Below are 12,327 nucleotides of genomic sequence, written 5' to 3' on the forward strand. Positions count from 1 at the left end.
TTTATGATATGTATTATCGTTCAGCAATGTCGGGTGTAAGGGTTATCAGGTTGCAGATGTTATAGGCACAATAAAATGACAAGGGAATTCTACACAATATATATACTGGTATTTATCGGGTTATTATCGGGAACACCACTATTCTCTCAAAGCTCTTTTGAGGGAAAGGTCAGGATCGAGACCGAGCCACACTTAAATCCTTCTCCACAACAAACATTGATAGGTTCGATCGTAAAGATTAAAAATACGTCGGATCAGGCTTTCTCCGGAGTATTATTGATTGACACGCCATCGTCACTTAAAGCTATTGCGGGTACTTCTCAGCCGATAGAGCTTCAACCGTTGGACAGCACCTTTGTTTTTGTCAGGTTTCTTAAAAGGAGCGGTATGGAAGCGGGTACATCTACGGTAAAGTTCCGGTTACAGGATTCGGCAGGCAATACCTTATCGGAAAAGACTTCAACTTTTGTTATAGAAGAGAAAATTCAGCTGAATCTGGTTTTGGAAAATACCAACATCTTAGCTGTGAACCCGAACGATTCGGTACGGATAAAAACTATTGTCGGGAACAGGGGTAATAAGAGCCAATCGGTAACGGTTGTTTTTAGTGTTCCTGATCTTTCGGGACAGATAAACTTTATTGAACGAAAAGCGACTATTGCACCGATGGAACAACATGTGTTTTCCTTTAGCTTTCTTCCGACAAAAGCTTTATTGGAAAAAGACCGTTTTGTTGTTAATGTAGTGGGATTGAGAGGGGCAGGTAAAGAAATATTCGGTAACGGATCGGTAACGATTCAAAATGTTCTCTCTTCACGGAAATTTGACGACAGATCGTATGATTTCGGGTCTTTTGCTTCATTTCAGCAAAATAATATAACTGCCAGTTATCGCAGGTATGGTTCGTCGAGTGATATCTTTCAGCTTCAGGGACGGGATGCGTTCAACCTTCCTGCAGGGAGTTTAAGTATACAGGGCAATATTTACAGCAACCTTACACAAAGTAATCAGGTTGTTGCAACTAATACTGCTTTGACATACCGGTTGAACCAAAATGAATTGACATTGGGTAATATCAGTGAAACATTGGAACTTACCATGTTTGGCCGAGGTGCGAAGATCGCTTTAGCTAACGAAGGGCAGAGCCGCAGGTTTCAGGTTGGGGTGGTCGACGGGGCTTTTAATCTTTTTTCGGGAGACCCTTTATTTAAAGGTATTTCGAGTTTTTATATGACAGGCCAGCTGGGAGCGGTTAATGCTCAACGGCAATTTTACGGATCGTATATTTATCAGGATAATCCGTTTGAGGGTGCCCGGTTTAATATTGTGGGTAGCGAGATGAGATGGCTTATACGTAATGCCTGGTATACCCGTTTAAGGGTATCGGGGGCTCACAGTAATTATGACAAACTGAATAGGCAAAAGATGTCCGGTGCTGTTGATTTTCAATACAACGGGCATGTTGACGACCTTGAGCTAAACGGAGCATATTATTACAGTTCGGCATATTTTCCCGGAAGCCGGAGAGGAGTGTTAAGTGGACAACAGTCGATTAGTAAAGGCTTGGGTAAGGGATATCAGATCAGGTCTAATTTCTTATATTCGGACTTTTCTCCCCGATATTATACGAATACGATAAACAGTACTTTCAGGAACCTGAGTGGTGAGGTCGGATTGTCGTTCCCTGCTTTTAAAACTGTATCAACGAGTATTTCTTATCAGAATCAGTATGAGAGGTCAAACTCGTATTACTTATACTTTACTCCTTCGGATGCTAATTCGGCACAGACCATGTTTGCCGGACGGTTTATCGAACGCCTTACATGGATGAGCCGCAATATGAAGCATATACTGGTCTCGTCAATCGAAAATGGCTGGGTGAAATACCCTCAGGAGGATAAGTATCATTTTCAATTCAAATCAGGTGCTTCTTATACTTACCATTGGCTGAATCTGAATGCTTCTTATCAGCAGGGTAGCTATTATATTTCGGAGTATGCCCTGAATATGGATAAGGAAGAGACTTTCAGCAGGGTATTTCTATCGGCAGCTGTAAATAAGACTTTTTCTGATGAAAAGTACGAGGTCAGTGCCGGTGCCAATTACAGTAAAGACCCATTGACAGGCGAAGCTCCTTCGAGTTTTATGAATGTGAGATATAACCACAACCGGAGTTATTCTATTTTTATGAATTCTTCATTATATCATTATAATGTAACTAATCAGGATAGCAAAAATATTTATAATGTTGAGGTTGGGGTAACGGTGCATTTGCCTGAAGGAAATATCTCGAGCCGGAGGAAAAGTAAATTGTCTGTATTTGTCTACTATGATAAGAATGCCAATAATATTTATGACAAAGGAGATGAACCTGCTCCGGGATTTGATATAATGATAAACAATGCGGCTTTCTTATCCGATAATGGCGGAGAATTTGTTTATTCGCAGGTGCCTTTCGGATCATATGAGATAAAACCTGTTTCGCGTAAAGGCTGGTTTTATAAAGGGCAACCATTGGTTATCTCTAAATTTAAAACGAAAGTACAGATACCTCTACAACAAGCCGGAACGGTATCCGGTAAGGTTGCATACATTTATGATAAGAAGACTACAGCAGATATGATCCTGAAATATAGTAATATCCGTTTTAGGATAGTAAATGTGGATAATGAGTTTGTCCAACGTGCTATCACAAATGATGACGGGGAGTTTACTATGTTCTTACCCACAGGTGATTATAAGATAATTCTGGAACCAAACACGTTGGAGCCGAATACATATTGCGAAATATCGGAACAGGATTTTAGGGTACAGGCCGGAAAGATTCAGGATTTGCCTGCATTCCGTATTCAGGTCAAACACAGAAAGGTGAATATTAAGCACTTTTCGGATAATCCGGAAAGCGATAAATAGAAATAAAATGTAACAATTATTCATATTTTGTAGTCTTATAAATTATAGAATGTTAATTTTGTAAAGAAGGTTAACCAATTATCTAACTATAAGTACTCAATATGAAGAAATTATTATTAGTGGCTTTCATGCTTTTGTCTATAGCTGGTATGAAAGCTCAGGAGCCGCCTTTGTGGATGCGCTATTCGGCAATCTCGCCGGATGGAAGCTATATTGCATTCTCATACAAAGGGGATATTTATAAAGTAGCGGTCAGTGGTGGCAGGGCTATACAGTTGACAACGCATCCGGCGCATGATACCAGGCCAGTGTGGTCGCCTGATGGAAAAAGTATTGCTTTTGCATCGAACCGCGAAGGTAGTTTCGATGTGTTCCTTGTATCGGCAGAAGGAGGTATTCCTACCCGTTTGACAAGTAATACTGCGGGGGCATTTCCCGTTACTTTCAAGGATGCGAATCATATCTTGTATACATCGACAGTGATGCTTGATAGTAAGGATAGCCAATTCCCGTCAGGACAATTTCCCCAGGTTTATGAGGTGAGTATTACAGGAGGCAGGTCTAAACTGTTCTCTTCCCTTTCAATGGAAGATATTTCGGTTTCGCCTGATGGTAAACAATTACTCTATCATGATAAGAAAGGATACGAAGACCCTTGGCGTAAGCATCATCAATCATCTATCACCCGGGATATCTGGTTGTGTAAAGATGGAAAAGAGCGATCTTTTCAGAAGCTGACTTCGTTTAGAGGAGAAGACCGTAATCCGGTATGGGCTGCCGATGGCCAGTCTTTTTTCTATTTGAGTGAACAAGACGGCACTTTCAATATCTATAAACGAGGGTTGAATTCGACTTCCGATAAACAGATAACTTCTTTTAAAGGTAATCCGGTGCGTTTCTTAAGCGTGAGCCGACAGGGCTTATTAGCTTTTGCGTATGATGGCGAAATATATACTGTTCGCGAAGGGGAACAGCCTGCTAAGGTTAATGTTCGTATTGTAACCGATAATCAGGAGAATAAACTTAAGTATATGAATTTCTCGAATGGTGCACGCGAAATGTCGGTGTCGCCAAGCGGGAAAGAAATTGCATTTATAGTAAGGGGTGATGTGTTCGTTTCTTCGGTAGAATACGGAACAACTGTTAGGATTACAAATACTCCCGATCAGGAGAGAAATGTGTCGTTCAGCCCTGACGGGCGTTCTGTTCTATATGCAGCGGAACGAAACGGTGTATGGAATATTTACCAGACGACATTGAGCCGCAAAGAAGATGCTTCGTTTGTATATGCAAAAGAATTTAAGGAAGAACAGCTGACCAATTCGGGCGCTGTATCCTTCCAGCCTTTATACTCTCCTGATGGAAAAGAAATAGCTTTTCTGGAAAGCAGAACCACAATAAAAGTATTGAATCTGGATAGCAAGAAGGTTCGTACAGTACTCGATGGCAAGTTCAATTATTCGTATTCCGATGGAGACCAGTGGTACCAGTGGTCGCCCGACAGTAAATGGATTATGACCGAGTATATTGGCATTGGAGGGTGGAATAATACTGATATGGCTTTAGTGAAAGCCGATGGTAGCGGTGAAGTTACCAACCTCACAGAGAGTGGATATACTGATACCAACGGACGTTTTGTACAGAAAGGAAAAGCAATGCTTTGGTTTTCTGACAGGGCTGGATATCGCAGTCATGGTAGTTGGGGCGCTCATATGGATGCTTATATCATGTTCTTTGATAATGAAGCTTACGACAGATTCAGGCTTAGCAAAGAAGAACTGGCTTTAGTAGAAGATCAGGAGAAAAAAGATAAGAAAAAGAAAGACGACGAGGAGAAAGCAAAGAAGGCTAAAGAGAAAGATAAAAAAGACAAAAAAGAAGATGACAGCGAAGACGCAAAGAAAAAGAAAGAAAAGGATGTGAAACCTTTGGTCTTTGATTTCGAAAATAGTAGGGATAGGGTTATTCGCCTGACTCCTAATTCGTCATGGATCGCTGATGCGTTATTAAATGAAAAAGGGGATAAGTTATACTATCTGTCGCGTTTCGAAAAAGATTATGACTTGTGGGTATATGACCTGAAAGAGCGGTCGTCGAAAATATTATTGAAAGGAGCCGGAGGTGGACGGATTCAAACCGATAGTGTAGGGAAAAATATCTTACTGTTGGCAGGAAACAAGATTCAAAAAATAGATATGGAAAAGGGAACTGCTACTCCGGTCAAAATAAATGCACAATTTGAGTATCGTCCTGAAAGTGAGCGTAGCTATATATTCGAACATGCATGGCGTCAGGTGAAAGAAAAATTCTATGTGACTGATTTACATAATGTCGATTGGGATGGCTATAAGATCACTTACGAAAAATTCTTGCCGCATATCAATAATAACTTCGACTTCTCGGAGATGTTGGGCGAAATGCTGGGTGAGTTGAACGGTTCGCATACCGGAGCCAGATATGGGGGCCCATCTGCACCAATGCAAACGGCCTATTTGGGCGCATTCTTTGATGAGGGATACGATGGCGAAGGATTGAAGGTGGAAGAAGTGATAAATCAGGGACCTTTGACAATAGCCTCGTCTAAAATAGCGAAAGGTTCCATTATCCTGAAAATAAATAATGAACCGATTGAAAAAGGACAAGATTATTTTCCTTTATTGGCAGGTAAGTCAGGTAAAAAAGTGTTGCTGACTTACAAGGCTACACCTTCCGACAAAGAGCAGGAAATCTGGGTGAAACCGATTTCGCAAGGAGAGCAGAATAATCTGTTATATAAGAGATGGGTAGAGCAACGCCGGGCAATCGTCGATAAATTATCGAACGGGCGTATCGGTTACGTACATGTTCGTGGAATGAATAGCGAAAGCTTCAGGGAGGTTTATTCCGAATTGCTGGGACGTTGCAGGAATAAAGAATCTGTAGTGATTGATACACGGCATAACGGCGGTGGCTGGTTGCACGATGATCTGGTGACTTTGTTGAGCGGCAAAGAATATCAGCGGTTCGAACCCCGTGGGCAATATATCGGGAGTGACCCTTATAATAAATGGCTGAAACCGTCTGTGGTTCTGATGTGTGAAGATAATTATTCGAATGCACATGGCTTCCCTTGGCTTTACAAAGAGCTGGGTGTAGGTAAGCTGGTGGGTACGCCTGTACCGGGAACGATGACTGCCGTTTGGTGGGAAAGCCAGATAGACCCGAGTATCGTGTTTGGTATTCCTCAGGTAGCAGTGAAAGATATGAGAGGGAATTATCTGGAAAATCAGGAGTTATATCCCGATGTTGAAGTGTATAACGATCCTGCATCTTCCCTTCAGGGCAAAGACCTGCAATTAGAAAAGGCGGTGAACGTTTTACTTGGTAAAAACTAAAGGATAATTGTAATACTGTATAGAAAAAGGCTGAATCTTGTTACTGGGTTCAGCCTTCTTTATTTTCTGTGCGCAATCACAGATTGCTTGCCCTTCTTTTGGCCTAAGTCCCAAAAGAAGGCAAAAACTCATTGGCGCTTCGAGCCTTCGCCTATCTGACAACGTTCGCAGCCGAAACTAAATAAACCTCACCCTTTCGGGCTCAAACAGAGTTTAGTTTTAACGGCTACTTTACGTGTCAGATTACGGCTACACCTCTATATGCGCCTTTGGCTTACGCACGTTAAAAAAAAGGGCCTGAGACCCTCGTCCGTCAGGTTCCGACATCGACGTAAAGCACGGGGTACCCGTTGTGAGAAGGAAGCGTTAAAAGACAAATAGAAGTTGTATTAAGCGTGCTTTATTTGTCTTCGCTTTCGAACACGTAACGGGTCGAGCTTGAAGGCGCAGTCTTGATCTTTTGCTTCGTTTTGCATCAAGGCAAAATGAAGAACAAGCCTTTAGGCGCGTTAGTAAATACTCGAAAAACTAAAGCCTTTTTCAGCTATAAGGTTGATATTTGTCAGTATAGGTAGAAATAAGAACACTTAATGTAACCCTAATATCATATTAGCAAGAATGATGGCTAATACTATCAATGTAATACAGACATACATGTAATCTTTTTCGATAAGAAAAGAAAAAGCCGAAAATGCTACACGGATAATGGGCGTTGCAATCAAAACAATGATTCCGATCTGAACAATTGCTGCTCCGTCGAAATTCAGTACTGCCGGAATGATTGAATTGAGTTCTCTCAGATATTGGTCTACACCCGGAAATGGTTGCCCTGAAGGGGTAGGACTATAATCGGCGGTCTTGGCATGATGTTGAAGCATGTATACAATACCTCCGAATACGGTAATTATGCTGGATAGTACGACTCCGTAGCGTAATAATTTTCCTATGTATTGTTCAACATCCCGTTGATCCCAATATGCTCGCGAAAATATATGTTTCATGTTTTATTGTTTCTGTGAATATTATAGCTTACCTGTTATTCCATTATACATCATGGAGATTGCAAGGAAGAATATAACGATACTGAATAGTTGGCGCAGTCGCTTTACATTGGCTTTCGGCAAAACTTTCGATCCGATAAAAGCTCCGAGTAATACGCCGACTACGATGGGCATACAAAGCCCGGGATCGATATAACCCCTTTGCAGGTAAATTACAGCACTGGCTGCGGCTGTTACCCCCACCATAAAGTTACTGGTGGTGGTAGACACTTTGAATGGGATTTTCATTGCAGTATCCATTGCCAGTACTTTTAATGCTCCCGACCCGATACCCAGTAAACCGGATAGTACTCCGGCTATGGTCATTAACGAATAACCGCCTGCTACATTATGTACCTTGTAGTTTACTATACCTTCTTTTGTCGGATACGAGCCATTCAGTTTAAGCTTATCAGCCAGTTTATCGCCGGGTGCATTGGGATCCAGATGTTCTTCTTTTTTGGTGATAGTACGTATCGCCGAAAATATCAGTACACATCCGAAGATAACGGCAATATACTGTTTGTCGAGGTAGATGGCTATGATGGCTCCAAGTACAGCCCCCGTGGTGGTAGCTATTTCGAGAAACATCCCTATGCGGACATTGGTGATCCCTTCTTTTATGTATGCTGCGGCGGCTCCCGAAGAACTGGCTATGGATGTGACAAGGGCTGCCCCGATAGCATACCTCATATCTACACCGAATCCGAGAGTTAATAATGGAATAACGACTACTCCGCCGCCAAGTCCGGTAAGGGATCCCAAAAAACCGGCAAATATTGCACCTAAAAACAATATCAGAATAAACAGACTTAATGACATATATTTGTGTTTTTAAGGTCTTAGACCTTTTTAATACTTTGATAAGCAAAACAACGATAGCCAGTTATTGTTCGAAAATGTATCATTAAATACTAGCTGTGACTTAATTATCCGTTACAAAAATAGGTAATTTAAGATTGTCTGCCTATTTAATTCCTCTCAAATCGAATATCTTATCTTGAAAAAATAGATTGTATTTATACTTTAGGGTTGGTTATATGTGGCGACGAAGGTAATAATCTAGGAGAATGCCGGTAGTTTTTTCAATGCAGTTAATTGTCGGGGTTGGAATATAAATATATGTAAAAATTAATCTAAGTGATGGTCTTGTTTAGCTTGATTTTGTACATTTGGCTTGTTGGAATAATTTTATCTATAGTATGAGGTTTCAGACCTTTCTGTCGGTTCTGTAAATAGAAGAACAATAATCGGTTATATATCGAAAACGCATTATTCATAACTGTAACTTATATAACTGATAAGATTAGAAAAAATAAAAATGATGTCACAAGTGTCACTTTTGTCACTTTAAATGGGTTAAGTTCCCCATATTAAGACTAATAGCAAGGTGACAAAGTAAACAGTAAAGTGACAGAAAGTATACATGTGGTGTATAAGTTTGTCACCTTTTTATCAAGATATTCAATATAAAATCTAAGTAATTATGGAATATAAATTTTGCGGTAAAAGCGGTTTGAAATTACCTGTCCTATCCCTAGGACTTTGGCATAATTTCGGTGCGATTGATGATTTCGCTAATTCACGCCAAATGATATGTACGGCATTCGATAAAGGGATTACCCATATAGATCTGGCTAATAATTATGGACCGCCTCCGGGCAGCGCAGAGGAGACTTTCGGAAAAGTATTGAAATCGGATCTGGCTTCACACAGGGATGAACTGATTGTTTCGTCAAAAGCAGGCCATCTGATGTGGAACGGACCTTATGGTGACGGGAGTTCGCGTAAATCTTTATTTGCCAGTATCGATCAGAGTTTGAAACGCACGGGATTGGATTATTTCGATATTTTTTACAGTCACCGTTACGATGGAGAAACTCCGGTGGAAGAAACAATGATGGCACTGGTTGATATTGTCCGCCAAGGAAAGGCTCTGTATGTGGGATTGTCGAAATATCCGTATGAAAAGGCGAAAGAGGCGTTTAGTATTCTGAAAGAAAATAAGGTTCCCTGCCTTATCTATCAGGATCGTTACAATATGTTGGTACGTGATGTCGAAAAAGGATTATTGCAACTGACGGAAGAGCAGGGGAGCGGTTTTATCGCTTTTTCTCCTTTGGCTCAGGGATTGCTGACCGATAAATATTTACACGGTATTCCTCAGGGATCGAGGGCTGCAAAAGAAAGCGGCTTCCTTCAACAAGATCAGGTGAATGAACCGGTTATAGCAAAAGCTACAAGACTGAATGAAATAGCCCGGCAAAGGGGACAGTCTCTGGCCGAAATGGCTTTGGCATGGGTATTATATAACAAACGGGTGACATCGGTTATTATCGGGGTGAGCTCTGTGGGGCAACTGAATGATAATATCGATACGTTGAATAATAAAAATTTTTCCACTCAGGAAATTGATCTAATTGAAGATATTCTTAATCAATGAATAATGTGCTGAAGCGTTTAGCTGTTTTGTCTGTGATCCTTATCCTTTGGGGATGTGCTAAAGAGGAAAATGTATCTAGCTCTGTTCCATACCGTCAGGTTGAGATTAATATTAATACGACACTCGAAAACAGCTTTGATAATCCGTATTATACGAAAATATACAGTAGTGCCGGATATGCCGGGGTAATTGTGATCAGCTATTATGCTTCGGGTGTGGATTTGTCTCTGGCGGCTTTCGATCTGTGTTGTCCTTACGAGGCTCCGGCGAAAAATATATTGGAAAAGATTAATACATTACAGCTGCAATGCCCTAAATGCAAGTCGGTCTATAATATAGGGGACGGTTCGGGTAGATATGAGTCGGGACCCACTACTGAACGATTGCGAAAATACTATGTAAATAAAGACGGAACGATGTACCGCATTCGTAATTAATCGGGCTATTTGTTTGTAAAATCAAAAAAAGATTTTACATTTGCACTCGCAATTGTGAAAACGGTCTGCAGCGGTAGATACAGGCAATAGCAGCATTTGCGAAAGTAGCTCAGTTGGTAGAGCACGACCTTGCCAAGGTCGGGGTCGCGGGTTCGAATCCCGTCTTTCGCTCCAAGGATGCTCGGATGGTGGAATGGTAGACACGCAAGACTTAAAATCTTGTGACCATTAGGTTGTGCGGGTTCAAGTCCCGCTCCGAGTACTTTTTTAGCTGATTACCAGTAATTTATGCGAATTATGTTCGGTAAATGTTCGGTTTAACGGCTGAAAAACAAAATTAACGGCTCTGAATAAGGGTCGTTTTTTTGTGTCTTGCACAACATCTATTTATTTTCGAATATTCTTAACCCTTCCATTTTTATGGTATTCCAGATTTTCTGAATGGCAGTTTATTTCTATCTCTGGCATCTCTTAGGGTATCCGTACAAAATGTAGTGTATATACGGGCCTCGGTTTCACTTAACCACCTTTTTTCTATAATAATCCGATTTGACATAGGTTTTTAATCTAAATATACTACTTATATATAAGTAAACCGCCCCTACCTTCACAGGCAAAGACGGTTAAAATTGCAAATACAATATGACTTAGACGAAGCCACATGTTTTTTTAGTCTTTGGCAAATACTTTCATTAGTTCACCTAACATATGTAAATCATTAACAGAGCCTCTGATATCTCCGTTATCTTCAACGATAGCCATGTACATACTGGAGTATGCAAGACTTATCTCTGCCAGGCGTTGATAAAATGAACTAATGCATCCGTATTCATCAAAAATTAGTGCGTTTAACGCATCTATTTGTTTTGTGCTTAATGTATTCATACTGTTTAATATATTAAGTTTAGTTTTTTATATGATCTGAATTCTTGTTTTTCCGTATCGAAGTATACCTGCGTAAAATCATTTTTAGCACGTTCCTTCTTTTCTCTGTTCGATATGGGAATTCCCGTATCGGATAATGTACCCCAAGCTTCACGTATAGACCCATCTACTTTTTGAAAATAGAACTTAACAATACCCTGTTTCATACGCCTTACAAGTTTAAAGTTAGCCCAAGCCAATTTTAAACACTCTGACAAGCTTTTACCGGTAGTCCTTACAAACTGCCAGGCAGTACGCATAATAGTTGAAAAGTCGCTTCGTTTCATTGCTGTATGGTTTTATACAGCGGGGCTTTCACCCCGCCTATTTTTAACGAAAACTAATTTTATATCCGGTAGAATGAAAACTGATTTCGTAACCGCGGATATAACCGACGCGCATAATACATTCTGCATAACTAATAGCGTCGTAATGATTGTCATAAATTGCTTTGTAAGTTGCTTTCATGCTATTTTGATTTGACGTTTATTAATACTCTGGTAAGTCCTTTATACACTATAGTTTCAGAATTTTCTACAATCCAACCGTTTTTGGTTGCATAGTTCAAAGCATCTTCGAATGAATCGAATTGATTCCCGTTCAATATGTACGTTTTCTTTTTCATAACTATCAGTATTTATATTCCGTTGTATTTAATATTCCTATGGCCTGGGCTTCATATACGACGTTCATAAAGTTTCCATTCACATACAATATCGCTTCGTCTTTAACTCTAAGCAGAATATAGCCTTTGTCTACTTTTCTGATTTGGTATTTCATATTGTTTAATTTTCTTTGAATGTGTATAATGTATATGTGTAACCTTTTCCACCTCGGTAAGCTATCCCGTTACTAAGGTTTTTCATGTTTTCATTAGTAGACTCTATTCTTTCATAATAAGACATAAAGTCATCAGCCCCGTTTTCATCTACTGCGTAAAACTCAGTAAGGCGTCTAATTATATCGGATTCGTTAACGGTGTAACTAGGATCTAGATAAATAACGGTCTGTTTTGTGTGTTCTGGATTCTGTATGTCTGTGAACAAAACCGTTTCGCCGTTTATCCTTAGTTGATCCGGATCCCCTTCGAAAAAGCTTAACACATCATCTGTTTCACAGGCTTGCATAGTATCATATACTAAATCGTTTTCCTGTGCGTTTTCCCAACTTATAATAGTTGTTTTCATGTTATTTTT

12 protein-coding genes and 2 tRNA genes are annotated in these 12,327 nt (G+C 40.2%); 6 read left to right on the forward strand and 8 right to left on the reverse strand.

Annotated features, from left to right (window positions below; translation table 11 throughout):
• Positions 1 to 75: 75 nt before the first annotated feature.
• Together BUC12_RS15610 and BUC12_RS15615 are read left to right on the forward strand one after the other, a co-directional pair.
• Positions 76 to 2,913 (forward strand): carboxypeptidase regulatory-like domain-containing protein, encoded by a 2,838-nt coding sequence (locus BUC12_RS15610; protein WP_062181728.1) that lies wholly within the window; start codon positions 76 to 78, stop codon positions 2,911 to 2,913.
• A gap of 101 nt (positions 2,914 to 3,014) precedes the next feature.
• Positions 3,015 to 6,287: a S41 family peptidase gene (locus tag BUC12_RS15615; protein WP_062181731.1), complete on the forward strand. Its 3,273-nt coding sequence runs from the start codon at positions 3,015 to 3,017 to the stop codon at positions 6,285 to 6,287.
• A gap of 587 nt (positions 6,288 to 6,874) precedes the next feature.
• Here the strand turns inward: BUC12_RS15615 and BUC12_RS15620 are convergent.
• Both BUC12_RS15620 and BUC12_RS15625 read right to left on the reverse strand, forming a co-directional pair.
• Positions 6,875 to 7,288 carry a DUF1634 domain-containing protein gene (locus tag BUC12_RS15620; RefSeq protein WP_062181735.1) on the reverse strand — a complete coding sequence of 138 codons (414 nt, stop codon included), beginning with the start codon at positions 7,286 to 7,288 and terminating at the stop codon, positions 6,875 to 6,877.
• Positions 7,289 to 7,309: 21 nt separating this feature from the next.
• Complete coding sequence (locus tag BUC12_RS15625; RefSeq protein ID WP_062181737.1) at positions 7,310 to 8,149, reverse strand: sulfite exporter TauE/SafE family protein; 840 nt, start codon at positions 8,147 to 8,149, stop codon at positions 7,310 to 7,312.
• Between the two features lie 664 nt (positions 8,150 to 8,813).
• Here BUC12_RS15625 and BUC12_RS15630 point away from each other — a divergent pair.
• The 4 genes from BUC12_RS15630 to BUC12_RS15645 all read left to right on the forward strand — a co-directional run bounded on the left by BUC12_RS15630 (position 8,814) and on the right by BUC12_RS15645 (position 10,469).
• Positions 8,814 to 9,770 (forward strand): aldo/keto reductase, encoded by a 957-nt coding sequence (locus tag BUC12_RS15630; RefSeq protein WP_062181741.1) that lies wholly within the window; start codon positions 8,814 to 8,816, stop codon positions 9,768 to 9,770.
• A complete protein-coding gene (locus BUC12_RS15635; RefSeq protein WP_062181743.1) occupies positions 9,767 to 10,207 on the forward strand; it encodes a hypothetical protein in 441 nt (146 codons plus the stop codon). Before BUC12_RS15630 ends, BUC12_RS15635 begins: the two co-directional genes overlap by 4 nt.
• 98 nt (positions 10,208 to 10,305) lie before the next feature.
• A tRNA-Gly gene (locus BUC12_RS15640) sits at positions 10,306 to 10,381 on the forward strand.
• 5 nt (positions 10,382 to 10,386) lie between these two features.
• Positions 10,387 to 10,469 (forward strand) — tRNA-Leu (locus BUC12_RS15645).
• 407 nt (positions 10,470 to 10,876) lie between these two features.
• Here the strand turns inward: BUC12_RS15645 and BUC12_RS15650 are convergent.
• The 6 genes from BUC12_RS15650 to BUC12_RS15660 are packed head-to-tail and all read right to left on the reverse strand — an operon-like array spanning position 10,877 to position 12,318.
• Positions 10,877 to 11,092, reverse strand: a complete 216-nt coding sequence (locus BUC12_RS15650; protein WP_062181746.1) for a hypothetical protein — start codon at positions 11,090 to 11,092, stop codon at positions 10,877 to 10,879.
• Positions 11,093 to 11,097: 5 nt separating this feature from the next.
• A complete protein-coding gene (locus BUC12_RS15655; protein WP_062181749.1) occupies positions 11,098 to 11,418 on the reverse strand; it encodes an SH3 beta-barrel fold-containing protein in 321 nt (106 codons plus the stop codon).
• Positions 11,419 to 11,461: 43 nt separating this feature from the next.
• Positions 11,462 to 11,599 carry a hypothetical protein gene (locus tag BUC12_RS20110; protein ID WP_157257545.1) on the reverse strand — a complete coding sequence of 46 codons (138 nt, stop codon included), beginning with the start codon at positions 11,597 to 11,599 and terminating at the stop codon, positions 11,462 to 11,464.
• A 1-nt stretch (position 11,600) separates the two neighbouring features.
• Complete coding sequence (locus BUC12_RS19900; RefSeq protein WP_139262088.1) at positions 11,601 to 11,756, reverse strand: ETC complex I subunit; 156 nt, start codon at positions 11,754 to 11,756, stop codon at positions 11,601 to 11,603.
• 5 nt (positions 11,757 to 11,761) lie between these two features.
• Positions 11,762 to 11,911 (reverse strand): hypothetical protein, encoded by a 150-nt coding sequence (locus BUC12_RS20115; protein ID WP_157257547.1) that lies wholly within the window; start codon positions 11,909 to 11,911, stop codon positions 11,762 to 11,764.
• Between the two features lie 5 nt (positions 11,912 to 11,916).
• On the reverse strand, positions 11,917 to 12,318 hold the full coding sequence (locus BUC12_RS15660; RefSeq protein ID WP_062181752.1) for a hypothetical protein: 402 nt from the start codon (positions 12,316 to 12,318) through the stop codon (positions 11,917 to 11,919).
• Positions 12,319 to 12,327 lie beyond the last annotated feature (9 nt).

The sequence above is a fragment of the Indolivaga macrotermitis genome (genome assembly GCF_900128985.1).
Lineage (GTDB): Bacteria > Bacteroidota > Bacteroidia > Bacteroidales > Dysgonomonadaceae > Dysgonomonas_A > Dysgonomonas_A macrotermitis.

Excerpts from the sequence above, each read along its gene's own strand:
- BUC12_RS15610 (WP_062181728.1), top strand. The coding sequence starts at position 76 with ATGACAAGGGAATTCTACACAATATATATACTGGTATTTATCGGGTTA.
- BUC12_RS15615 (WP_062181731.1), top strand. The coding sequence starts at position 3,015 with ATGAAGAAATTATTATTAGTGGCTTTCATGCTTTTGTCTATAGCTGGT.
- BUC12_RS15620 (WP_062181735.1), bottom strand. The coding sequence starts at position 7,288 with ATGAAACATATATTTTCGCGAGCATATTGGGATCAACGGGATGTTGAA.
- BUC12_RS15625 (WP_062181737.1), bottom strand. The coding sequence starts at position 8,149 with ATGTCATTAAGTCTGTTTATTCTGATATTGTTTTTAGGTGCAATATTT.
- BUC12_RS15630 (WP_062181741.1), top strand. The coding sequence starts at position 8,814 with ATGGAATATAAATTTTGCGGTAAAAGCGGTTTGAAATTACCTGTCCTA.
- BUC12_RS15635 (WP_062181743.1), top strand. The coding sequence starts at position 9,767 with ATGAATAATGTGCTGAAGCGTTTAGCTGTTTTGTCTGTGATCCTTATC.
- BUC12_RS15650 (WP_062181746.1), bottom strand. The coding sequence starts at position 11,092 with ATGAATACATTAAGCACAAAACAAATAGATGCGTTAAACGCACTAATT.
- BUC12_RS15655 (WP_062181749.1), bottom strand. The coding sequence starts at position 11,418 with ATGAAACGAAGCGACTTTTCAACTATTATGCGTACTGCCTGGCAGTTT.
- BUC12_RS20110 (WP_157257545.1), bottom strand. The coding sequence starts at position 11,599 with ATGAAAGCAACTTACAAAGCAATTTATGACAATCATTACGACGCTATT.
- BUC12_RS19900 (WP_139262088.1), bottom strand. The coding sequence starts at position 11,756 with ATGAAAAAGAAAACGTACATATTGAACGGGAATCAATTCGATTCATTC.
- BUC12_RS20115 (WP_157257547.1), bottom strand. The coding sequence starts at position 11,911 with ATGAAATACCAAATCAGAAAAGTAGACAAAGGCTATATTCTGCTTAGA.
- BUC12_RS15660 (WP_062181752.1), bottom strand. The coding sequence starts at position 12,318 with ATGAAAACAACTATTATAAGTTGGGAAAACGCACAGGAAAACGATTTA.